Raw genomic sequence first — 23,695 nt, forward strand, 5'->3', positions numbered from 1 at the left:
TCACGGTCGTTCGCGCCACGCCCGTTCGAAGGGCAGCCGCCAGGCGTTGGGTGCAATCAGCTGGTGGATTGCGTTGGGCCCCCATGATCCCGGTGTGTACTGACGAACCGGGGGCGGATCCGCGAGCAGCGGCGCGGACACCTCCCACAGTCGTTCGATCCCTTCGGCCGTGGTGAACAGCGTGTGATCGCCGTGCATGGCGTCCAGTATCAGCCGCTCGTAGGCTTCGAGTACGTCGCCGACGCGCTCGGTCTCGCCGATCGCGAACTGCATGCTCAGCTTGTCCAGACGCATGCCGGGGCCTGGGCGTTTGCCGTAGAACGACAAAGACACTTTCGAGGCGTCGGCCAGGTCGAACGTGAGGTGGTCGGGGCCGTGGGCGCCGACGCCGGACCCGGCAGGGAACATACTTTTCGGTGGCTCGCGGAACGCGATCGAGATGATGCGCTGGCCTTCCGCCATGCGTTTGCCCGTCCGTAGGTAGAACGGCACTCCGGCCCAACGCCAGTTGTCGATCTCGCACTGCAGCGCGACGAAGGTGTCGGTGTCGGAATCCGGCGACACTCCGGGTTCGGTCAGGTAACCCGCGTACTGTCCGCGAACCACCTTGCGGGGATCGAGCAGCTTCATCGACCGGAACACCTTGTTCTTCTCTTCACCGATCGCGCGTGGTTCGAGGGCCGTCGGAGGTTCCATCGCCATGAACGCAAGGACCTGGAACAGGTGCGTGACCACCATGTCCTTGAAGGCGCCCGTCGACTCGTAGAAGTTCGCGCGTCCGTCGAGCGCCAGCTTCTCCGGGATGTCGATCTGGATGTGGTCGATGAAATTACGATTCCAGATAGGTTCGAACAAGCCGTTCGCAAATCTGAACGCCAGAATGTTCTGTGCCGGTTCCTTTCCCAGGAAGTGATCGATCCGGAAGATCTGGTCCTCGTCGAACGTCTCGTGCACGGTGGCGTTCAGTTCGATGGCACTGGCCAGGTCGGTACCGAAGGGTTTCTCCATGATGATGCGAGACCCCTTGACCAATCCTGCCGCGCCGAGCATCTCGACGACGGCCAGCGCGGCCTTCGGTGGCACGGACAGGTAGTGCAGCTTCCGAGTCCCCGGTCCGAGTTCCATCTCGGCGCGGGCGACGGCCTCGGCGAGCGCCGCCGGCCCCGCCTTCTGGGATACGTAACTGAGTTTTCCGGCGAATTGCCGCCACTGCTCGTCCGACACTTTCCGGCTGGAGAACTCGTCGATCGCTTCGAGCGCCATCTGCCGGAACTCGTCGCTGGACATCTCCTCGAGCGAGGTCCCGACGACGCGGATGCGCGGGGCGAGATCGGACAGCGCCAGGTGCATCATTCCGGACAGCAGCTTGCGTTTGGACAGATCACCGGTGGCACCGAAGAGCACCACGACCTGCGGAGGGAGTTCACTCTTGGGCGCGGTGGCCGACGTCGTCACAGTGAAGATAGTGGCACCGATACTCCCATCTCGCAGGCCGAGGCGCTGATCCTCGTCTCAGAGCGCGCGGGAGAGTGCACCCACGAGGTCCCCGCGTTCACCGACCACCACCGATTCGAGTTCGAGCCATTCGGCCATCTCCCGCAAGTGCGGAACGAGTCGATCGGCGATGGGTCCGGGATCGCGGTCCCCTTCGACGAACGCTCCGAGGACCTGCAGTTGCGACGCCGCACGGTCGCCCTTCAGGTCGACCCTGGCCACGAGGTCCCCGTCCATCAGGAACGGGAACACGTAATACCCGTGCACTCGCTTGTGCTGGGGTGTGTAGATCTCGATGCGGTAGTGGAAATCGAAGATCCGCTCGACGCGGGGACGAAAGAAGATCATCGGGTCGAACGGGCACAGTAGCGCCGATCCTGTTGCCGCTCTGGGGGTTCTGGCATCGGCGTGGAGGTATGCCGTCGCTCCCCAGCCCCGGACCGCGACAGGTTCCAGTGTGCCGTCCTCGACGAGATCGACAATGGCGGCCTTCGTCTGCTTCTGAGACAAGCGATAGTAGTCACGGAGATCGGGCTCCGTTCCGATTCCGAGCGCCGACGCCGACTGTGCGACCAACTGCCGTACGGCGTCGGGTTCCGACACCACCTGCGCTGCAACATGTTCGGGTACGACACGCTCGACCAGGTCATATCGCCGGACGAATCCGCTGCGGGTGGCGACCGACACCACACCCGCAGCGAACAGTTGCTCGACGACCACTTTCACGTCACTGCGGTCCCACCACGGGCCTTTTCGACCGGGACGCGGAGAGTCGAGGACTCGCTCGATGTCCCCGGCGCTCGACGGCCCCGCATCTCTCAAGACATCCAGGATGTCCTGCGACAGAGACGGATTACGCTCCAGAACGGTGTGTGCACCACCCCAACGCCCGTGCGCGTACAGCTCGGTGCGCCAGCGAAACAGTGGCCAGTCCTCGACCGGCACCAGGGCAGCCTCGTGCGCCCAGTACTCGACGAGCCTGCGCGGCGTGCGCGCGGTGTCGGTCCACGCTGCGGCGTCGAGCACCGATCGGTCGTACTTTCCGACCCGACTGAACAGTGGCGCGTAGTGGGCACGAACGAGCACGGACACCGAATCGATCTGCAGTAACCGATTTCGTTCGATGACCTTGTGCACCGCCCTCGACGACGCGCCCCGCTCCGTCACACGATGAGGGGACGCCAGACCTTGAGCCGCCAGGGCCGTACGCTTCGCCATCGCGGCACTCATCTCGCGCATGGCCCCACCCTGCCACGAAGGTCCGACAGATCGATCAGCTCTGCCAGCCGTGCGTCCGGGCGAGGTCCTCCATCGTCGACACGAGCTGCGACAGGCCTGGTTCCTCGATCGGAAAGTGCCCGCACCCGTCGAGGTACACCAGAGTCGTGTCGGCGGCGATGCGCTCGAGGAATCGAACGCTGATCTCCGGCGGAGTCCACCGATCCTCGGCGGGATGGACCAGCGTCACCCGGGGACCGCGGTACGTCTGCGGCGGCGTGTGCTCGAACGAGAAGAAGCTGCTCAGAAAGCCGAGGGGTACCGACACTCCCCCGCCCAACGGATCGGATGCGCACAGCGCCGACAACTCCGGATCGGCGCTCATGTTGTCGATGTCGATCAACCATCGGATCGGTAGACTCGTACGGCGGGACAGCCGAGCGCCGAGCTTCAGCAGCGCCGGTGACGGTCCGCCGAGGAAACCGAACCGCGCTGCCGCCGAACGCGCCTGTGGGTCGGACGGATCGAGCAGACACGTCGCGACGACATCGGCGACCTCGCCGGTACGCGCGGCGACCTCGTAGGCCAGCATGCCGCCCATGCTGGCGCCGAACAGCACCAGCGGCCTCGGATCTCGCCGTCGTTCCGCCAGGACGAGATCGCACATCATGTCGATCCAGTCCTCGTACGTGACGCTTCCCGGATCCGGGACTGCGGTGCGGCCGTACAACGGCATGTCGGGAAACAACACTTCCGCGCCCCGGGTTGCTGCCAGCGCCGCGAACGGCCACAGCGCACCGGAATGTCCGCCCGCGCCGTGGACGGCGAGCACCTTCAGCGCCGCGTGCGCATCGCCGGCACGGACGATGTGAACGTCGGAGTCGCGCCACTGCCATCTCGTCGAGACCGGCTGTTCGTTCGGCCGATACTTCTCGGGCAGGAACCTCGCATATCGGTCACCGGTCACGCGTGCCAGACTAGGCGAAAGACCCAGTCAGTTCATCAGAGTCGCGGCCACGGTTGCGCCGAGTTCGTAACACTTCTCCCGCGCAGTTCTGTCCACCGAGGTGATCCGGAGCGGTTGGGCGACCTTGTCCAGACTCCATCCGGTCGCGATCTTCTCGACAGCGGAAGTGGCACCGGCCGTGTCGTTGTTGCCGTGGACCCACAGCCCGTAGGGCCGACCGGCAACTGCGTCCAGGCACGGGTAGTAGGTGGTGTCGAAGAAGTGTTTGAGCGCCCCCGACATGTATCCCAGATTCGCCGGTGTTCCGAAGAGGAATCCGTCGGCTGCGAGAACATCCGGCACTGTTGCTGCCAACGCGGGCACGACCCGGGTGGTGACATTCTCGATGGCGGGGTCGGCTGCACCGGCGAGGACGGCCTCGAGCAGCTCCCGCGTCGGCGGCGACGGCGTGTGGTGCACGACGAGGAGGGTTGCCATCAGTTCGGGGTCGCCGTCATGACGAGGATTCCTGGCGCTCGAGCGCGACAGCTCGCTTCATGGTCTCGCGCGCCCGACCTCGGTCCCCCGCGTAGTCGTACGCCCTCGCCAGTCGGTAGGAGTTACGCCAGTTGTCCGGGTCCTTTTCCCATTCGGCCTTGATCGTCTGGAACAGCTCGTCCGCTGCCTCCCGGGAGATCCTGCCCGAGGGCATGCGCGGCAGGTCCGTCACGTCCAGTTCGAGGCCCTCGTCGTCGACGCGTTGCGCCAGGTGCTGATGGTCGAATCCGGCTTTGAGGGTTGCCCCGACGATCCAGACGCCGATGATCGGGAGGAGGAGCACTCCGATGCCGAGCCCGATGTTGACCGGTCCGCCCGTCTGGACGAGGGAGATTCCGCGGGTTCCGAGAAGGTAGAAGTAGAACCCGAGAATCAACACCATCACGCCGATGGTCAGCAGGACTTTCGTCGCTTTGTTCATGGTCTTACAGATCGAGGAAGAAATCGAGTCCGACGGTCAGCCCCGGCCGTCCGGCGATCTCGCGGACCCCCAGCAGGACGCCCGGCGCGAACGACGTGCGATCGAGCGAGTCGTGACGGATCGTCAGTGTCTCGCCGAGGGTGCCGAGCAGAACTTCCTGATGCGCGACCAGACCGGCGAGCCTGATCGAGTGGACGCGAACTCCGTCCACCTCGGCGCCGCGGGCACCGTCGAACTCCACCGTGGTGGCATCGGGGCTCTTCGGGGTCCCTGCCTTCGCGCGTGCTTTTGCGATGAGTTCCGCAGTGCGATAGGCGGTTCCCGAGGGCGCATCGGCCTTGTTCGGGTGGTGCAGCTCGATGACCTCGACCGAGTCGAAGAAGCGTGCGGCCTGCTCCGCGAAGCGCATGGTAAGGACTGCTCCGATGGCGAAGTTGGGGGCGATCAGCACACCGGTCCGAGGCGAGGACCCCAGCCACCCCGTCACCGACGCGAGCCGTTCCTCGTCGAACCCGGTGGTTCCGACGACGGCGTGGATTCCGTTCTCCACGAGGAACTGCAGGTTGGGCATGACGACGTCGGGATGAGTGAAGTCGACGACCACCTGGGTGGCCGAGTCGACGAACAGCGAGAGCGGGTCACCGGCGTCGACGGTCTCGACCAGGTCGAGGTCCGACGCAGCCTCGACAGCGGCGCAGATCGCCTGGCCCACCTTGCCGCGGGCACCCAGTACGCCGACTCGGATAGGTGCTTCTGAACTCACGTCTGCTCCACTCTCTTCTCACCGACACGATTGGTCGTGTGAAGCCTACTGACGACCTGCGAACGCAGACCACTCAGCTGCCGAAGAGATTCTTGGCTTTGAGGATCAGCTCGTAGAGCCCGTAAACGAACGGCACGGTCACCCACAGCCAGGCCACGATCATGACGGTGTGCTGACGTGTCGAGTTCATGCGTCGACCTCCGGTTCGTGGTACTTCGAGTTCACGGGCTTGATCAGTTCGTTCGCGACGAATCCGATGGCGAGCAGGGCGATCATCACGTAGAACGCCGGTAGGTAGCGGCCGACCTGACCGTCCTCTCCGGCGTCGGCGATGGCGTTGACGATCAGCGGACCGAGGACACCTGCGACCGACCACGCCGTCAGCAACCGACCGTGGATGGCGCCGACCTGGTAGGTGCCGAACATGTCTTTCAGATACGCGGGCATCGTCGCGAATCCCGCGCCGTAGAAGGACAGAATGAGCAGCGCCGAGACGAGAAACAGGACCTTGTTGGAGTTGGTGAACAGTGCGATGTAGAGATACAGCAGCGCGCCGACGCCGAGGTAGAGGCGGTAGATGTTCTTGCGGCCGACCAGGTCGGACACGGACGACCACACGAACCGTCCGATCATGTTGGTCAGCGACAGGAAGGCCACGAAACCGGCTGCAGCAGCCGCAAGTGATTCCGGGGAGGTGGCGTCGGGAAAGAAGTCCTGGTAGATCCCCGACGCGCGCTCCAGAATGCCGATTCCCGCGGTCACGTTGAAACACAGCACGATCCACAGCAGCCAGAACTGAGGCGTTTTGACCGCGTTCGCCGCCGACACGTTGTGAGTCGCGACCAACGGAGACGACGCCGAGGGGTTCCAGCCTGCGGGTTTCCAGTCGTCGGCCGGCACTCTGATCAGGACGACCCCCAGCGCCATGAACACGGCGTAGCCGACGGCCAGCACCAGGAACGTCTGTGCGATCGACGCGTCGGTGAAACCACCGAAGCCCGAAAGCAACTGGGTGGTCAACGGTGACGCGATGAGGGCACCGCCACCGAAGCCCATGATCGCGATACCCGTCGCCATCCCTGGCCGGTCCGGGAACCATTTGATCAGCGTCGAGACCGGCGAGATGTACCCGATGCCGAGTCCGATGCCGCCGACGAACCCGTACCCGAAGATCACCAGCCAGAACTGGTCGAGGCTCATTCCCAAGGCGGACAGCAACAGTCCGCTCACGAAGAAGATCAGGGACACGGTCATCGCCCAGCGGGGCCCGTTCTTCTCCACCCTGGTGCCGAAAACGGCTGCGGACAGACCGAGCATGACGATGGCGAGCTGGAACGGTATGGCCGTGACCGTGCCGCTGAGATCCATGGCGGTGGGTGCGGAGATGGCGTTCTTGAAGACGCTCCACGCGTATGCGGATCCGATCGCCAGATGGATCGACAGTGCTGCGGGTGGGATGAGCCATCGGCTCCATTCCGGGGTGGCAACGATGCGTGATCGTTCGAGTATCGCGAGAGTCATCGAGATCCCTTGTTCGGTGGCAACTAGTACAACTTTCCACTGACTTGGGTGAGTCAAACATCACACCCCGGGGGCCGATCACACCGGGTCCGACCGACGGCGCTAGCGTCCTGAAGGTGAGTGACGAAACCGGTGCCGTTCTCCGAGCGGATCACGTCGACCTGGTTCGAAACGGTCGCTTCCTGCTGCGCGACGCGTCCGTCAGCATCGCCGAAGGCGAGCACTGGGTATTGCTCGGCGCGAACGGCGCAGGTAAAAGCACGTTGTTGAGCCTTCTCGGGGCGTTCGTTCATCCCACGCACGGCACCGTGCACGTCCTCGGGCATCGGCTGGGTCGGGTGGACATGCGCGAACTCCGCACGCACATAGGCCACGTCGACCCGCGTCTGAACATGGAACCGTCACTGACACTGATACAGGCCGTGCTCACCGGGCTGACGAACACTCCGGATCTGATCCCCCGATGGTCGCCGTCGGACGGCGAGATGTCGCGCGCGCAAGGCCTGATCGAGTCCCTCGGCGTCGAGAACCGATCCTCGTCACCGTGGTACACGCTCTCTCAAGGCGAGCGGGGACGCGCACTCATCGCACGCGCACTACTGGCCGACCCCGCGCTGTTACTGCTCGACGAACCCGCCACCGGACTCGACCTCGCTGCACGCGAACAGCTTCTGACCGCGGTCGACAGTTTGCGACGCCAACACCCCTCGCTCGCAAGCATTCTGGTGACGCACCATCTGGAGGAGATCCCGACGTCGACGACGCATGCCGTCCTCATCCGGGACGGTCGGATCACGGCGAGCGGGGCCGTCGACGAGGTGATCACCACAGCCAACATCAGCGCGTGCTTCGATCACCCCATCGAGATCGACCGTCGAAGCGGCCGGTGGGTGGCAACCGCCGTTCAGAACGTGATCACCTGACGGATGGCTTTGCCGTCGGCCAACTCGTCCATTCCGCGATTGACGTCGGCCAGCCCGATCCGTGAGCTGATGAGCTTCTCCACCGGAAGCCGTCCCTCGCGCCACATCTGGGCGTAGAGCGGGATGTCCCGCGACGGCACCGCCGAGCCCAGGTAACTGCCGATGATCGTGCGTGCTTCGGCGACGAGACCCAACGGGGAGATCGACGACCGGGCGTCGGGCGCGGGTAGTCCGACGGTGACCGTCGTACCGCCCGGAGCCGTCGCCGCTACCGCGGCTTCGAATGCACGCGCGTTGCCGGCCGCCTCGATCACGATGTCGGCCTTGACGCCGCGTTCTTCTCGCTCTGCGGGCGAGAACGTCTGTGTTGCACCGAGTTCACGGGCAACGGCCAGTTTGTCCGGCACACCGTCGACGCCGATCACCTCACCTGCCCCCACCGACACGGCGGTCAGGATCGAGGCCATTCCGACGCCGCCGAGCCCGATCACCATCACCGATTGCCCCGGCCGCGGTCGGCCGGCGTTGAGCACCGCCCCTCCTCCGGTGAGTACCGCGCAGCCGAGCACTGCCGCGACATCGGCCGGGATGTCGTCGTCGACAGCGACGACGGACTTGCGACTGACAACGGCGTGGGTCGCGAAGCCGGAGACGCCGAGGTGGTGTTTCACCTCCGACCCGGCTCGGTCCAACCTGGCTCCACCGCCCAGCAGGGTGCCGGCGTTGTTGGCGGCACTGCCCGGGATGCAGGGCATCTGGCCGTCGGTCAGACATCCTGCGCAATCTCCGCATCGCGGCAGAAACGTCATGACCACTCGGGTCCCGACGGGCAGATCGTCGACACCGTCCCCGACGGTCTCGACTCGGCCCGCGGCCTCGTGGCCGAGCAGCATCGGTACCGGGCGAACTCGGTTGCCGTCGACGACGGACAGGTCCGAGTGGCAGAGCCCGGCTGCTTCGATCCGCACGAGCACTTCCCCCGGACCCGGTGGAGCCAGATCCAGCTCGGAGATGGAGATGGGCTTCGACTCGGCGAATGGCCGTGGTCGTCCGATTTCCTCGAGAACTGCGCCGCGGATCTTCATTCCCACACTCTAGGTGAGCGGAAATGCGCGCCCTGCCCTACTCGAGTACTCACAGGGGAAGGCGGGGCCGCAGCAGGTGCGCGACCAATCCGGTCCAGCCGGTCTGGTGGGACGCTCCGAGCCCCTCCCCGGTGTCGCCGTCGAAATACTCGTTGAACGTCGGGTGCACACTCCACAGAGGGTCGTCACTGGACTCGATGCGATCCCCGTCGGCCGGTCGTTTCCCGTCGACGGGCCGGAACAGAGCAGCCAGACCGTTGTCGATGAGATCCGCGGCGTCGGTCAGGGTGCAGTGGTTCCCCGACCCGGTGGGAATCTCGATGGTGAAGGAGTCGCCGTAGTGCCGTCCGTACGCCCGCAACTTGTCGGCCAGCAGGACGTTGACCGGGAACCAGATGGGCCCGCGCCAGTTCGAGTTGCCGCCGAACATCCCGGTGCGGGACTCCCCCGGCTCGTACTCGATCGACAGGCTCCGGCCGTCGATCTCGTACGTGACTCCGTCGCGGTAGGAAGCAGACAGTGAACGTATGCCGAACCGCGACAGGAACTCCTCGGAATCGAACATTCTGGCCAGCACACGCTTGAGACGCTCCGGTTCGACGAGCGAGAGCAGCACCCGTACTTCGTCTCCGTCCTTGCGTGCGAGCAGAGGACTGATCATCTCCGGCCTGCGTCGCTGCACCCACCGGAGCCGCGCCGTCAGGTCCGGGCACTCGTCCTCCACCCACGACGGAATCTCCGTCGCCCCCAGGATCGGCAAAAGGCCCACCATCGATCTCACGCGCAGCGGGACAGCGTCACCCTCGGGCGGAACGAGGACGTCGTAGAAGAATCCGTCTTCCTCGTGCCACAGCGAAATATGCTGCGATCCGAACGATTTCACAGCTTTCGCAATCGACAGGAAGTGCGCGAAGAACTTGGTCGCCACGTCGTCCCAGGCACTGTCGTGCCGCGCGAGCTCCAACGCGATCTTGAACATCTGCTGGCAGTAGAACGCCATCCAACTGGTGGCATCGGATTGCTCGAGCCGGAACCCCGGCGGAAGAGGTGCGGATCGATTGAACAACCCGATGTTGTCCATCCCGAGAAACCCGCCCTCGAAGATGTTCGATCCCTCGGAGTCCTTGCGGTTGACCCACCAGGCGAAGTTCAGCAGCAACTTGGTGAACACGCGAACCAGGAACTCACGGTCCCGGTAACCGTCGATCCGATAGACGTGCCACGCTGCCCATGCATGTACCGGCGGGTTGACGTCACCGAACTCCCATTCGTAGGCGGGCAGTTGGCCGTTGGGATGCATGGACCACTCGCGGCACATGAGCACGAGTTGTTCCTTCGCGAAATCCGGGTCGACGTGCGCGAGCGGAATCGTGTGGAACGCAAGGTCCCACGCGGCGAACCACGGATACTCCCACTCGTCGGGCATCGAGATGACGTCGGCGAGAGCAAGGTGACGCCAATGAGTGTTGCGACCACCGGGACCCCGACGCGATTCCGGTGCAGGCTCGCCCACCCGGTCGCCTTCGAGCCATTGTTCGACGTCGTAGCGGTAGAGCTGCTTGGTCCACAGCAGGCCCGCGTAGGCGCGTCTCGCCACGTGCCGATCCTGCTCGTCGAGTTCGGGTCCGATGACGGTGGAGTAGAACTCGTCCGCCTCGGCACGTCGGTCCGCCACGACGGCGTCGAATCCGCGTCCGAATGTCTGCTCGTCGGGAATCCTCGTCGAGAGTCGGAGCTTGACCTCCACCGTCGCACCGGATGCGATGTCGTCGAACGAGAACCAGAACGCCGACTTCGTGCCGGACTTCTCCGGGTTGACCGCCTCCACGTCACCACCGACGACACGTCGGCCGATTCCGTCCTTGCTGAACGCGGAGCGGTTCTCCTGACCCCACAGTTCGGCCGCGTTGGTTTCGTTGTCGCAGAACAGGACTTCGGGGTGGCCCTCGGCGCTCAGATAGTACTTGCCGAGGAATCCGTGCTCGGCCTCGACGGCAGTCACCCCACCGACCTGCAGTTCCGGCGCTTCGACGACTCGGAGCATCCCGGCCCTGTCGTCGCGGCCCCACGCCCAGGTGTTGCGTAGCCACAGATGGGGAAGCAAGTCGACCGACGCCGCGTCCGGTCCGTGATTGGTGATCGAGATGACGATGCACATGTCGTCCGGCGACGCCTTGGCGTAGGTCACCTGGACGTCGAAAAAGCGGTTGCCGTCCAGAATTCCGGTGTCGGACAGTTCGTATTCGCGTTCGTCTCGCCCGCGTGCCGCGTTCTCCTCACGCAACTGCCGGTACGGATATTCCGCGTGCGGGTAACGGTAGAGCCACTGCATCCAACTATGGGTCGGAGTGCCGTCGACGACCCACCAGTACTCCTTGGCGTCCTCGCCGTGGTTCCCCTCGCCGTTGGTCAGCCCGAACAGCCGCTCCTTGAGAATCGGGTCCTTGCGGTTCCACAATGCGAAGGCGAAGTTGAGAAAGCCGAAGCGGTCGCTGATTCCGCCCAATCCGTCCTCGCCCCAGCGGTAGGCCCGGGCGTGCGCCTGGTCGAAGGGGAACGACTGCCACGCATCGCCGTCGGCCGAGTAATCCTCGCGCACCGTCCCCCACTGTCGTCCCGCCAGGTAGGGACCCCACTGGCGCCACGGGCCCGACACACCGGGCGATTCGGCAAGGCGTGAGTGTTCGGCGGTCGAAGGTGTGTCAGCGTCGTCGGTCACACGCCCAGTCTGCTATCTCGACGTCACGGACGCACGCCGACGTTGCTCGCGAGATATCCCACACGTCGCTGAACCGCTGCGATCTCGCGGACGCCGTCTCCGAGCACACTGCGTTCGATCGCGGAGAGCTCTCCCATGACGAGTACGTCTCCCGGCGCAAGGCCTGCTTCGAGCTGTTCGATCTGATGTCCCAGCCGCAGGCGCTGCAACAGAGTGAACACCTCGGTCAGAATGTCGACGTCGCGATCGGCCAGAAACCCGTTTCCCGACGCCGCCGCCAGTCTCGCCGGGGTGGACGCGGAGGCCAGCCCGACGGACAGGCCGCCCCACCGCGCAAGATTGACGATCGGCGTGATCGCGTGTGCCTTGAGATCGAACGTGCCGCCTCGTCGCGCCAGTACGTCACGCAGCGATCGAAGCCGGGCACGCCCGGCCAGTGCGTCGCGCAGTTGAAGTCGAAGCGCGTCGGGATGATCCGCGGCCATCGTGCGGTACACGTCGGGCACCGTGTGCAGTTCGGGATTTCCCCACACCACTCGCCCGTCGACGAGTAGAGACGACATGATCAGGCCCGAATCCAACGACGGATTGCCCCGGTCACCGAAGGGGTTGCTCAGCCAGTGTCCCGCCGCGGATTGCCATTGGGTCGCCGATCTCGCAAACCTCGGCGAGCTCGCCACTGCACCGTTCGAGTCGGCCGGTAGACCGCATGCGGCAAGGGTCAGATGCACTCGCGCAGCGAGGTCCATCAGCGCGGTGTCCCGGGTTCGCCCTCCGCCCGACGGATCGGGCAGTAGATCGGACCAGGACATGGCGCTGTCCACGTCCGAGGACGGCATCGCTTCCCGACGTGCGACGCTGCCGAGCGTCAACCATGCGACGTCGGACCGCGGAACTTCGGGGTCTGTTCCCCGCTCGAGCTCGAGCGCGCGTCGGACGACGCTGTCCAGGACGACCGAGAGGATGGCGCTCACCGCAGTCGGTTCCGTCCCACCACGGAACAGGTCGATCGCGAGACCGGGAATTCTCCGAGCAGCGTCGATCAGCTCGCCCGTGGTCGTGGCAAGCGCAACCGATCGTCGCAGCACGAAGCTCCGCCGGGTCGACGCCGCATGCAGTTCGGAGTCCTCGATGACGCCGATCATCTCGCCTCGCCCCGACAGCACCGGCATGTGCCGCAGACCTCGATCCAGCATGTCCACCAGCACGGTGGCAGCTAATCGGTCGGCGGTGACGGTCTCGGCAGGTGCGGTCATGACGGCGCAGATCGGTGTGTCGACGCCGATGTCGGCGGCGACGACTCGGATGCGGAGATCGCGGTCGGTGAAGATCCCGTAGCGGCCACGGCCCAGCTGCACCAGTACGCACGATGCCCCGCGTTCGGTCATGGCCCGCACTGCGTCGCGAACCGTTGTGTCCGCATCGACGACGATCGCTGGACCGGACACCAGGTCGCCGACGGTTCTGCGTGTGGTTCGGTCGGTCGGACCAGCCACAGCCGCATTGGCGGTGGTCACCGCCTCGGCAAGGAACGCCAGGCCCGCGGGTTCGGAGAACAGCGGGCGCATGAGCGTCCCGGGCAGCTGGACGACGACGCTCGGTTCCGTCGTACGAGCGACGAAGCCGAACGTCGATCCGGTCAACATGGCCGAGAACCCGAACACACCGCCGACGTCGACCGTGTCGACGGGAACGGCCGTGAGCGCCGTGTCGTCCGGCTGCAGAATGACGACCCGACCGCGTCGGACCACCCACACCGAATCGACGTCGCGCATGTCGACGTCGAGAATGATTGCCCCGGTGGGGTACTCGACGCTCCGGGCCTCGGCGCTCAGCGCGCCCAATTCTCCGGGCGTCGCGGTCCGGAACGGAGGGTAGCGGGCGAGGAAGTCAGCTGTGTCGTCCACGGATCAGGTCCGCGCATTTCTCTGCCATGGTCATGACGGTGATGTTCGGGTTGACCGAGGGCAACTTGGGCATCGCCGATGCATCCACCACACGCAGGTTGCGTACGCCCTTGACCCTCAATTCCGGGTCGAGCACCGCCGTGACGTCTGCGGCGGACCCCATCCGTGCGGTGCCCGCCGGGTGATAGACGGTGTTGTGTGTCTTGTGCACGTACTCGAGCAGGTCGTCGTCGGTCACGGCGTCGGGTCCTGGAGCGAGTTCACGTTCGATCCAGGACGACAGCGGCCCTCGCGCGGCGATCTTCCTCGCCAGCTTCAGGCCGGCGAGCATGACTGCGTCGTCGTGTCCGTCCGGGTCGGTGAAGTATCGGGGGTCCACTTTCGCGCGGTCCCGGAAGTCACGGCTCCGTAGGCGTACCGTGCCCCGCGACCGGCCCTGAGTCACGTTGGGAGTCAGACAGAATCCGTTGTCGGTCGTCGGGTATCCCCAGCGGAGGGTGTTCATGTCGAACGGCACGCTGCCGTAGTGCATCATGACGTCGGGGTAGTCGAGGTTCGGTTCGGTCGCGGCGAAGATACCGATTTCCCACCACTGCGAGGACGTCGTCACCATGGGCCGTGACGCTTCCCAGAAGACGAGGCCTTCGACGTGGTCGTCGAGATTTTCACCGACACCGGGCGAGTCGACTCGCACATCGATTCCCATGGAGCGCAGATGATCCGCGGGTCCGATGCCGGACAACATGAGCAGTTTCGGTGTGTCGATCGCGCCTGCTGTGACAATGACTTCGCGGCGCGCGGTGATCGTGTCGTACCCCGTCAGATCAGGTCGTTGGCAGCGGATCCCGGTTGCGGTGAGTGCGTCGTCGATCAGAATCTCGCTGATCCAGCTGTGAGTCCGAACCTCGAGATTGGGGCGTGAGTCCAGAATCGGATGCAGATACGCGTGTGAGGTGGACATGCGCGTGCCGTCCTCGCCTGCGTTGATCTGAAACCACCCGGCACCGTCGATGACGGTGTCACCGCGGTTGAACTGCACGGTGGGCAGACCGACCTCGGCAGCGGACTCCAGAACCGCTGTCCCGCAGGGATCCACGGGAGAAATGTCGCGGATGCGCACGGGCCCGTCGTGACCGCGTCCGGTGTCGTTGTTCTCCACTCGCGCCACCAACGGCAGCACGTCCTTCGCTCCCCACCCCGTTGCGCCCGCGGCTTCCCAGTCGTCCAGCGTCTGCGCGGGCGGGTGAAATGCGATGCAGGAGTTGTGCGACGAACACCCTCCGAGCACTTTCGCCCGGGCATGGCGCATGAAACTGTTGCCCCGCTCCTGTGGTTCGACGGGGTAGTCCCAGTCGTAACCGGAATCCAACAGGTGCATCCACTGCGACAGGTCGAGAATGCTGTCGTCGCCCACATCGGACGGACCAGCCTCGACGAGGCACACGGTCACGGACGGATCCTCGCTCAGTCTCGCTGCGAGAACACACCCTGCGGTACCGCCTCCTGCGATGACGTAATCGAATGCCGCGTCCGTCACGACGGACTCCTCTCCTCACCGGTGGATGCATGTGACTTCAACGTACCGATGTGGCGACGACCCGTCGTTCCGTACCAGGCCAGACCCAGCACCAGAATCACACCGATGTAGACGAACGCACCCCACGTGTTGTACCAGGGACTGCCGTACACCGCGACGCGCGGCCACGCCAGATTCAAGGCCATGCCTGCTCCCCATACGACGGCGACCAGATTGACGATCAGGCCGGCTCTGCCCATCGTGAAGTAGCCGCCGGGTTTCAGGTCCTTCGGTGGCCATTCTCCTTTGAACCGCTTGACGAGCAGCGGACCGGTCACCATCAGATACGCGAGGTAGATCATGATGATCGCGATCGACGTCAGCACCGTGAAGATCTGCGGCTGACCGACGTTGACGACGAGGATCGCGATGGCCAGCACGCCGATCGTCACGGCAGGCACGACCGGAGTCTGGGTCTTCGGATTGACCTTGGCCAGGCTCTCGCCGAACGGCAATGCGTTGTCGCGCGCCATCGCGAACGTCAGACGGATCGCTGCGGTGTGGACGGCCAGTGAGCAGACGACGACGGCGACGACGATGCAGATCAGGAAGACCGTGCCGAGGGGACCCCACATCACCGATTCGACTATCGACTGAAGACTTCCCTCGGGGCTGCCGAGCGAGGGATCCTCCAGGTCGGGGGCTGCCATCACCGCGAACACGAGAATCGCCCCGCCGATGACGAACGACGCGAGAATGGCGCGCAGAATCGCCTTCGGTGCCGTCCGTCTGGGCTCGACGGTTTCCTCGCCGAGCGACGACGCGGTGTCGAATCCGTACATGACGTAGCCGGACGCAAGAGATGCGACGAGGAACGCGGCAAGGAAGCCGCCGCTCTCACCTGCTCCGTATCCGTTGGTGGAGAAGAAGACCTCGGGGCCTCGTGTGATGTTGGCCGCGAGAATGACGGCGATCAGCACTGCGGCAATCAACTCGATGAACACACCGGCACTGTTGATCATTGCCATCAACTTGACACCCAGCGCGTTGATGGTCGTGGTGATCGCAATCATGATTGCGCCCAACAGGACTGCGTTGGTCGCGAAATCGTTGTCTCCGCTGCCGTCGCCGATGATCTGGAAACCGGTCCAGATTCGCGGAAGATTCAATTGCAACGCGAGAACCACGGCCGACAGCGTGACGATCGACGCCGTCAGCATCAACCAGCCCGCAGACCACCCCACGATGCGCCGCCCCAGAAGCTTGGCCCAGTTGTAGACCGATCCCGCGACCGGATATTTGGCGGCGAGCTCCATGAAACACAGTGCGACGCAGAGTTGCCCGACGAACACTGCAGGCCACGACCACAGGTAGGCGGGCCCGGCCGTACCGAACCCGAAGTAGAACAGCTGGAACGTGCCGGTCAGAATCGATATGTAGCTCACACCTGCGGCGAAGCTGGCGAACTTTCCCAGACTTCGATCGAGCGATTCCTTGTAACCGAAATCGTCCATGCCGCTGTCGGAATCGACTGTCATACTCGTACTGCCTTTCGTCCGGCAGAACTCGTGGAATCTCAGGGGGTGCTGAACCACCCGGCCGCCGTGGGCGAGGTGTTGTGCCAGATATGCTTGGCTTCTTGATATTCGGACAATCCGGACGGGCCCAGTTCTCGACCGTTTCCGGATCGTTTGAATCCGCCCCATTCGGCCGCAGCAGTGTAGATGCCGAAGTCGTTGAGCCACACCGTTCCGTGCCGCAATCCGCGCACCATACGTTCGCCCCGCGCACTGTCCGACGTTCGGACACCCGCCGCGAGACCGTAGTTCGTGTCGTTGCCGAGACGCAACGCGTCCTCCTCGGTCGTGAAACGCTCAACAGTGAGTATGGGCCCGAACGTCTCGTCCTGCACGATTTTCATCGAGCGATCGCATCTGTCGAACACCGTGGGCAGAAAGAAGCTGCCGGCAGCAAGGCGCGGATCCTCGGGCCGTCTGCCGCCGACGACGAGCTCGGCACCTTCGGAAATCCCCAGTTCGACGAAGCCCTCGATCTTCTTCAGCTGCGCCTCCGACACGAGCGGTCCGGTCTCGGAGTTCTCGTCCAGGCCCGATCCCATCGTGATGTGGCCCGCGCGTTCGGCGAGTGCAGCGACGAATCGGTCCGCTACCGACTCCTCGATGATCAGCCGGGTCCCGGCAGAACACACCTGCCCCGAGTGCAGGAACACCCCGGTCAACACATGATCCACGGAGTTCGCGAACGCGTCGTCGTCGACGAGTGCATCGGCGAACACGATGTGCGGGTTCTTTCCGCCCAGCTCGACGGCAACCTTGGTCACGTTCGCGGCCGCCGCCGCCAGGATCGTTCGGCCCGTCGCCAGTCCCCCGGTGAACGAGATGAAGTCGACGTCCGGATCGGTCGTCAACGCCTCACCGAGTACGGCCCCGCTTCCCTGCACGAGGTTGACCACACCCGCAGGCACCCCTGCCTCTTCGACCAGTTTGGCGAACGCGATGGTGCTGAGCGGGGTCACTTCGCTGGGCTTGAGCACCATCGTGCACCCGGCCGCCAGCGCCGGTGCGATCTTCCAGGAGATCTGCAGAAGCGGATAGTTCCACGGCGCGATCATGACGCACACACCGATCGGCTCGTGCACGACGCGGCTGAGAATTTCGGGCCGTCCGACGTCGACGAGCCGGTCGCTGTGCACCGCCGCGAGTTCCGCGTAGTACCGGAACACCGATGTCACGTCGTCGATGTCGATTCGGCTCTCGGCCAACGTTTTACCGGTGTCGACGGTTTCCAGGTGCGCGAGTTGCTCCTTGTCCCGTTGCAGGAGATCCGCGATCGTACTCAGCAGCGCTGCCCGCTCGGAGACAGCCGTTGCCGGCCAGGCGCCGTCGTCGAAGGTTCGACGCGCCGCCGTGACAGCGTCTCGCGCGTCCGCGGGCGTCGCTTCGTCGACGACGACGACAACGCTTCCGTTCGACGGATCGACGATCTCCCGGGTGCCCCCGTCGGACGACTCCGTCCATCGTCCGTCGATCCACAACGACGGGCGCAGATTCGCTGTATCGAGTGCTTCGTTTCCGGAGGTGGGCACGTCGGACTCCTTCTCGCTGACCGGATGACTCGTGATCAACCGTAAGCCCGCGAGGGGTCTTCGTGTGCCAGTGCCGTCAGGAGCAGGCTGCGAGCACCCGTGCGACGTCGACGTCGTCGAGTGCCGCGGGAGGATTACGGAGCAGAATTTCGCGCAGTCGGCCGACGAATGCCTGACGACTGACTCCGAACTCGTTCAACACGTCCTCGCTGGGCCCGTCGCCGTGCGGAAACTGGGCTGTCACATGATCGTGCATGGGCTTCCTCGCAGCTCGTCCGGGGTTCAGGGCTCCGGTGCGGTGCCGAGTCGGGGGTCTGCGGCACCGCGCTCCGGAGTTGCATGGTTAATCAGTCCAACGACTCGAACCGTTACACATCGATACTGAATGGAACGCAGGCATGCAGGTAGCGTGCACGTCATGGCCATCATTCACGCCGCAGAGTTGACGCCGAGCAAGCGCGACGCTCTCCGCGCCTGGCTACCGTCGCGTCCTTGGACGAGCAGCACGGATGTCGACATCCTCGGCGCGTACAGATTCGACGATCCCGCCGGTGCCGTCGGGATCGAGACATTCTTGATCTCGACCGGCGGCCGAGTACTGCAGGTCCCGCTCACGTACCGCGGCGCACCGTGGCCCGGGTCCGACGACGCCCTCGTGACGACGATGGAGCACTCGGTCCTCGGAACGAGATGGGCGTACGACGGTGTGGCCGATCCGGTGTACGTGACCGCGCTGGTAACTGCGATCCTGACCGGTGGAACCGAGGCCGCCCTGGTGTACGACTACGAGGAGTACGACTACGAGGCTCCGCCGGAGAAGCGGGCCGTCACCACCCGAGTCGTCGGCACCGGAACCCCGGGCACCCCGGTACCTGCCCTCGACTCGGTGTCGTCGATCGATTCCGACGACTCGACGACGATCACCGCCGGGGCGACGCGCATCGACCTCGTCCGTGCCGTCGACACCACTCGATCGACCGCAGCCGGCCCGTCCCTGACCGGCATCTGGCCCGGCCAGTCCGAGCCCGTCGTCCTGGCCTGGATCAGGCCGCACGAGGATTGACAGACGATTACGGACTCGTTGTCGGACAAAGGTTTACCTAATTCTGCCGAACCGTACCCACGGCGATGGTTCGGACGTAGCATCGCTCACGTGACCGCCTCGCTGCGCATCCTCGTCTACAGCAGCAATGCGCACACGCGCGCCGACGTCACCTCGTCCATCGGACGACGCCCCGATCCATCGCTTCCGGAAGTCGAATACCTCGAGGTCGCGAGCGAGCCCATGGTGGTGCATCACCTCGACGCAGGCGGTATAGACCTTGCGATCCTCGACGGAGAGGCAGCGCCGGCCGGCGGGATGGGTGTCGCCAAACAACTGAGGGACGAGATCGAACACTGCCCGCCGCTGGTCGTTCTCACCGGTCGCCCCGACGACAGGTGGCTGGCCGAGTGGTCCGGCGCCGATGCTGCGGTGTCGCAACCCCTCGACCCGTTCGTTCTGACGAGGGCAGTGACGGATTTACTGCGCACGTCGTCGAAATCTGTCGGTCACAACTGATTTCCTTCGCCGACTCGTGACGGCGCAAGATCAACTTTTCGACCGACACGCCGATCCGACTGGCCGAAAACCGAGACAAGTCGGGGCATCGCACCGGTAGGCTGTGTTTCAGCTCACAATTTCTGTTGGCTAAGGACCTCTTGGTCGGCAGAACTCCTCATTTGCTCACAAGGCAGGCACGGAGAGGCGACACAGGTTGAACGAGTACATCCCCATTCTGGTCCTGGGCGCTGTCGCAGTCGCCTTCGCCCTCGTGTCCGTCGTCATCGCAGCAGTTGTCGGGCCCAAGCGCTACAACCGCGCCAAATTGGATGCCTACGAATGCGGAATCGAGCCGACCGCGCAGCCGATGGGAGCTGGCCGATACCCCGTCAAGTTCTACTTGACGGCCATGCTGTTCATCATCTTCGACATCGAGATCGTCTTCCTCTATCCCTGGGCTGTTCACTTCGACGCGCTCGGCATCTTCGGTCTTCTCGCAATGGGCATGTTCATCGTCAGCGCCGCCGTCGCGTACGCCTACGAATGGCGTCGAGGCGGCTTGAGCTGGGATTAGTCCGCCGATCGCGCGCCGAACAACAAGAAGGGTCCGACATGGGTCTCGAAGAGAAGCTCCCGAGCGGCTTTCTGCTGAGCACGGTGGAGGGGCTCGCCGGCTACGTTCGCAAAGGCTCGCTGTGGCCCGCGACGTTCGGACTCGCGTGCTGCGCGATCGAGATGATGGCCACCAGTTCAGGGCGGTTCGACATCGCACGTTTCGGCATGGAGGCGTTCCGCGCATCCCCTCGGCAGGCCGACCTGATGATCGTCGCCGGACGGGTCAGCCAGAAGATGGCACCGGTTCTTCGGCAGATCTACGACCAGATGGCCGAGCCGAAATGGGTTCTGGCAATGGGCGTGTGCGCATCCTCGGGCGGGATGTTCAACAACTACGCCATAGTCCAGGGCGTCGATCATGTCGTTCCGGTCGACATCTATCTGCCGGGCTGCCCGCCGCGGCCGGAGATGCTGCTCGACGCGATCCTGAAACTGCACGAGAAAATTCAGGAGATGCCGCTGGGCGTCGACCGAGAGACGGTAGCGCGTGCCGCCGAGGAAGCAGCATTGAACTCCAGGCCGACGATCGAGCTGAAGGGACTGCTTCGATGACGGTGGACAAGCGCGGGATGTTCGGCGTCCGCGGGACGGGCGACACCTCAGGGTACGGGCGGCTCGTGATACCGCCGCTGGTTCAGGGCAGCACCGAGCGGCCGTACGGAGGATTCTTCGACTCGGTCGCAGACGAACTCGCCTCCGCACTCCGAGACGACTTCGGTGTCGAGTTCGACGCCGCCGTCGAATCCGTCGTAGTCTTCCGCAGTGAATTGACCCTGCACGTCCGGCGCGAGCACCTGCGCGCAGTGGCGAGCACGCTTCGAAACGGTCCCGAGCTACGGTTCGAGATGTGCCTGGGCGTCAACGGCGTTCACTATCCACAGAACACCGGCCGGGAACTTCACGCGTGCTATCCCCTGCTCTCCATCACCCACAACCGTCGTGTTCGTCTGGAAGTGTCGGTGCCGGAATCGGATCCGCACATCCCGAGCCTCGTCGGTATCTACCCGACGAACGACTGGCACGAACGCGAAACGTTCGACTTCTTCGGCATCGAGTTCGACGGACACCCGTCGCTGACACGCATTCAGATGCCCGACGACTGGGTGGGTCATCCCCAGCGCAAGGACTATCCGTTGGGTGGGATTCCCGTCGAGTACAAGGGCGCGAGCATTCCCCCACCCGATCGACGGCGGGAGTACAACTGATGACGGACACAGCAGGCCACGACACGTCGGCCCCTCCGGAGAAATCCTTCACCGTGTCCGGGCAGGACTGGGACGACATCGTGGCGGCAGCCGCCGACACGTCGACGTCCTCGGAGGAGCGGATCGTCGTCAACATGGGTCCGCAGCACCCGTCGACGCACGGTGTACTGCGTCTGATTCTGGAGATCGAAGCCGAGACCGTGACTGAGGCCAGATGCGGGATCGGCTATCTGCACACCGGGATCGAGAAGAACCTCGAGTTCCGAAACTGGACCCAGGGCGTCACGTTCGTCACGCGCATGGATTATCTGTCCCCTTTCTTCAACGAGGCTGCATATTGTCTGGGTGTCGAGAAACTCCTCGACATCACCGACGAGATTCCCGAGCGCGCGACCGTGATTCGCGTTCTGCTGATGGAACTCAACAGAATCTCGTCGCACCTCGTCGCGCTGGCGACAGGCGGGATGGAACTCGGCGCCGTGACTGCGATGCTGTTCGGATTCCGCGAACGAGAACAGATCCTCGACGTGTTCGAAACCATCACCGGCCTCAGAATGAACCACGCGTACATCAGGCCCGGTGGTCTGGCGCAGGATTTGCCCGAGGGAGCGATCCAGAAGATACGCGACCTTCTGAAGACACTGCCGTCCGGATTGACCGACATGTCGAACATGTTGGACGACAACAGGATCTGGAAGGCTCGAACCAAGGGTATCGGTTATCTCGACCTCACCGGATGCATGGCGCTCGGGATCACGGGACCGATGCTCAGGTCCACCGGCCTGCCCCACGACCTACGCGTGTCGCAGCCGTACTGCGGTTACGAGAACTACGAGTTCGATGTGTGCACCGACACCGGGTGCGACGCGTACGGCCGCTACATCATTCGGGTCGCGGAGATGCGTGAGTCGTTGAAGATCGTGGAACAGTGCCTCGATCGGCTCCGGCCGGGACCGATCATGATCGACGACAAGAAGATCGCGTGGCCGGCCGACCTGTCCGTGGGGTCCGACGGAATGGGCAATTCCGCGGACCACGTCCGGGACATCATGAACACGTCGATGGAATCGCTGATCCACCATTTCAAGCTGGTGACCGAGGGGTTCCGCGTTCCGGCCGGGCAGGTCTACGTTGCCGTCGAGTCGCCGCGCGGCGAGCTCGGCGTGCACATGGTGAGCGACGGCGGAACTCGGCCGTTCCGGGTGCACTACCGGGATCCGTCGTTCACCAACCTCCAAGCCGTGGCTGCGACGTGCGAGGGCGGGATGGTTGCCGACGTCATCGCCGCCGTCGCCAGCATCGATCCGGTGATGGGCGGTGTCGACCGATGAGCGAGAAGGTCCACCTTCGACTCCGAACCCGCCCGGCTCCGTACCCGGACGATGTCCGGGTCCGCCTCGACGAGGACGCCAGGGCGATCATCGCGAGGTACTCGCCTCCGGACGCGCCGAACCCGGCGATGGCACGGTCGGCGCTGCTGCCGTTGCTCCACCTCGTGCAGTCCCAGGACGGGTATGTTTCCCCCACCGGAATCGAATTCTGCGCCGAGCACCTCGGGTTGACGGGTGCCGAAGTCACAGCCGTGTCGAGTTTCTACTCCATGTATCGGCGCGAGCCGACGGGCGACTACCTCGTCGGCGTCTGCACCAACACTCTGTGTGCCGTGATGGGCGGAGACGCGATCATGGACGCTCTGCGCGAACACGTCGACCCCGCCGATCCGGCCGTGACCCTCACGCACGTCGAATGCAATGCGGCGTGCGACTACGCGCCGGTCGTCATGGTCAACTGGGAGTTCTTCGACAATCAGACACCGGAATCCGCTCGTGCACTGGTCGATTCGCTCCGCTCCGACACCGAGGTGGTTCCCACCCGTGGTGCATCGTTGTGCACGTTCCAGGAGACTGAGCGAATTCTCGCCGGTTTCCCCGACCAGCGGCTCGGCGCCGTGCACGCGGGTGGACGTGCGGGTGCGCCGACGCTGGCAGGTCTGCGGTTCGCTCGCGAGCACGGAATGAACGCGCCGACTGCGGACGAAGTGCGAGACAGTGGAGCCGCCCCGTTGGGCTCCGAGCAGGCCAACGCCGCCGAGACCACCAAGGACAAGCCCGCTCCTGCACCGACGGAACCGGTTCCCCCCGAGAAAGGACCGTGA

General features: G+C 64.5%; 23 protein-coding genes. 8 read left to right on the top strand and 15 right to left on the bottom strand.

Annotated features, from left to right (window positions below; translation table 11 throughout):
• The 8 genes from zwf to CH290_RS12980 all read right to left on the bottom strand — a co-directional run bounded on the left by zwf (position 1) and on the right by CH290_RS12980 (position 6,921).
• Positions 1–1,455: a glucose-6-phosphate dehydrogenase gene (zwf, locus tag CH290_RS12950; protein ID WP_019664132.1), complete on the bottom strand. Its 1,455-nt coding sequence runs from the start codon at positions 1,453–1,455 to the stop codon at positions 1–3.
• Between the two features lie 57 nt (positions 1,456–1,512).
• Complete coding sequence (locus CH290_RS12955) at positions 1,513–2,733, bottom strand: winged helix-turn-helix domain-containing protein (protein ID WP_019664133.1); 1,221 nt, start codon at positions 2,731–2,733, stop codon at positions 1,513–1,515.
• A 34-nt stretch (positions 2,734–2,767) separates the two neighbouring features.
• Positions 2,768–3,679, bottom strand: coding sequence for an alpha/beta hydrolase (locus CH290_RS12960; protein ID WP_033189626.1), 912 nt, complete (start codon positions 3,677–3,679; stop codon positions 2,768–2,770).
• Positions 3,680–3,706: 27 nt separating this feature from the next.
• A complete protein-coding gene (locus CH290_RS12965; RefSeq protein WP_033189625.1) occupies positions 3,707–4,156 on the bottom strand; it encodes a flavodoxin family protein in 450 nt (149 codons plus the stop codon).
• Between the two features lie 16 nt (positions 4,157–4,172).
• A complete protein-coding gene (locus CH290_RS12970) occupies positions 4,173–4,637 on the bottom strand; it encodes a hypothetical protein (protein WP_020110224.1) in 465 nt (154 codons plus the stop codon).
• A gap of 4 nt (positions 4,638–4,641) precedes the next feature.
• Positions 4,642–5,400: a 4-hydroxy-tetrahydrodipicolinate reductase gene (dapB, locus tag CH290_RS12975; protein ID WP_196250056.1), complete on the bottom strand. Its 759-nt coding sequence runs from the start codon at positions 5,398–5,400 to the stop codon at positions 4,642–4,644.
• A gap of 73 nt (positions 5,401–5,473) precedes the next feature.
• On the bottom strand, positions 5,474–5,590 hold the full coding sequence (locus CH290_RS31135; RefSeq protein ID WP_019664138.1) for an MFS transporter small subunit: 117 nt from the start codon (positions 5,588–5,590) through the stop codon (positions 5,474–5,476).
• Positions 5,587–6,921, bottom strand: coding sequence for an OFA family MFS transporter (locus tag CH290_RS12980; RefSeq protein ID WP_019664139.1), 1,335 nt, complete (start codon positions 6,919–6,921; stop codon positions 5,587–5,589). The genes CH290_RS31135 and CH290_RS12980 overlap by 4 nt, the downstream gene beginning before the upstream one ends.
• Positions 6,922–7,037: 116 nt before the next feature.
• Between CH290_RS12980 and CH290_RS12985 the strand changes: the two genes are divergently transcribed.
• Entirely contained in the window at positions 7,038–7,844 is an 807-nt protein-coding gene (locus CH290_RS12985) for an ABC transporter ATP-binding protein (RefSeq protein WP_033189624.1), read from the top strand.
• Here CH290_RS12985 and CH290_RS12990 read toward each other — a convergent pair.
• The 7 genes from CH290_RS12990 to CH290_RS13020 form a co-directional block, all read right to left on the bottom strand.
• Positions 7,826–8,929 carry an alcohol dehydrogenase catalytic domain-containing protein gene (locus CH290_RS12990; protein WP_033189729.1) on the bottom strand — a complete coding sequence of 368 codons (1,104 nt, stop codon included), beginning with the start codon at positions 8,927–8,929 and terminating at the stop codon, positions 7,826–7,828. The two genes, CH290_RS12985 and CH290_RS12990, sit on opposite strands and share 19 nt — an antisense overlap.
• A gap of 49 nt (positions 8,930–8,978) precedes the next feature.
• Positions 8,979–11,648 (bottom strand): MGH1-like glycoside hydrolase domain-containing protein, encoded by a 2,670-nt coding sequence (locus tag CH290_RS12995; protein WP_033189623.1) that lies wholly within the window; start codon positions 11,646–11,648, stop codon positions 8,979–8,981.
• A 23-nt stretch (positions 11,649–11,671) separates the two neighbouring features.
• Positions 11,672–13,555, bottom strand: coding sequence for a putative nucleotidyltransferase substrate binding domain-containing protein (locus CH290_RS13000; RefSeq protein WP_033189622.1), 1,884 nt, complete (start codon positions 13,553–13,555; stop codon positions 11,672–11,674).
• A complete protein-coding gene (locus tag CH290_RS13005; RefSeq protein WP_033189621.1) occupies positions 13,539–15,092 on the bottom strand; it encodes a GMC family oxidoreductase in 1,554 nt (517 codons plus the stop codon). Before CH290_RS13005 ends, CH290_RS13000 begins: the two co-directional genes overlap by 17 nt.
• The gene (locus CH290_RS13010) at positions 15,089–16,609 is read right to left on the bottom strand and encodes an APC family permease (RefSeq protein ID WP_019664145.1); all 1,521 of its coding nucleotides are present in this window, start codon (positions 16,607–16,609) and stop codon (positions 15,089–15,091) included. Before CH290_RS13010 ends, CH290_RS13005 begins: the two co-directional genes overlap by 4 nt.
• 38 nt (positions 16,610–16,647) lie before the next feature.
• A complete protein-coding gene (locus CH290_RS13015) occupies positions 16,648–18,177 on the bottom strand; it encodes an aldehyde dehydrogenase family protein (protein ID WP_051127718.1) in 1,530 nt (509 codons plus the stop codon).
• A gap of 76 nt (positions 18,178–18,253) precedes the next feature.
• Positions 18,254–18,433 (bottom strand): hypothetical protein, encoded by a 180-nt coding sequence (locus CH290_RS13020; protein ID WP_019664147.1) that lies wholly within the window; start codon positions 18,431–18,433, stop codon positions 18,254–18,256.
• Between the two features lie 162 nt (positions 18,434–18,595).
• Here CH290_RS13020 and CH290_RS13025 point away from each other — a divergent pair, with 162 nt between their 5' ends.
• From CH290_RS13025 to nuoE, 7 genes are all read left to right on the top strand, one after another.
• Positions 18,596–19,240: a CG0192-related protein gene (locus tag CH290_RS13025; RefSeq protein ID WP_026347619.1), complete on the top strand. Its 645-nt coding sequence runs from the start codon at positions 18,596–18,598 to the stop codon at positions 19,238–19,240.
• 90 nt (positions 19,241–19,330) lie between these two features.
• Positions 19,331–19,738 (top strand): Rv3143 family two-component system response regulator, encoded by a 408-nt coding sequence (locus CH290_RS13030; protein ID WP_019664149.1) that lies wholly within the window; start codon positions 19,331–19,333, stop codon positions 19,736–19,738.
• A gap of 196 nt (positions 19,739–19,934) precedes the next feature.
• Entirely contained in the window at positions 19,935–20,294 is a 360-nt protein-coding gene (locus CH290_RS13035; protein ID WP_019664150.1) for an NADH-quinone oxidoreductase subunit A, read from the top strand.
• A gap of 38 nt (positions 20,295–20,332) precedes the next feature.
• On the top strand, positions 20,333–20,887 hold the full coding sequence (locus tag CH290_RS13040) for a NuoB/complex I 20 kDa subunit family protein (protein WP_019664151.1): 555 nt from the start codon (positions 20,333–20,335) through the stop codon (positions 20,885–20,887).
• Positions 20,884–21,540 (top strand): NADH-quinone oxidoreductase subunit C, encoded by a 657-nt coding sequence (locus tag CH290_RS13045; RefSeq protein ID WP_033189620.1) that lies wholly within the window; start codon positions 20,884–20,886, stop codon positions 21,538–21,540. Before CH290_RS13040 ends, CH290_RS13045 begins: the two co-directional genes overlap by 4 nt.
• Positions 21,540–22,871: an NADH dehydrogenase (quinone) subunit D gene (gene nuoD / locus CH290_RS13050; RefSeq protein ID WP_019664153.1), complete on the top strand. Its 1,332-nt coding sequence runs from the start codon at positions 21,540–21,542 to the stop codon at positions 22,869–22,871. Before CH290_RS13045 ends, nuoD begins: the two co-directional genes overlap by 1 nt.
• Complete coding sequence (gene nuoE / locus CH290_RS13055; protein WP_033189619.1) at positions 22,868–23,695, top strand: NADH-quinone oxidoreductase subunit NuoE; 828 nt, start codon at positions 22,868–22,870, stop codon at positions 23,693–23,695. Before nuoD ends, nuoE begins: the two co-directional genes overlap by 4 nt.

The sequence above is a fragment of the Rhodococcus sp. 06-156-4 genome (genome assembly GCF_002259345.1).
Lineage (GTDB): Bacteria > Actinomycetota > Actinomycetes > Mycobacteriales > Mycobacteriaceae > Rhodococcoides > Rhodococcoides fascians_E.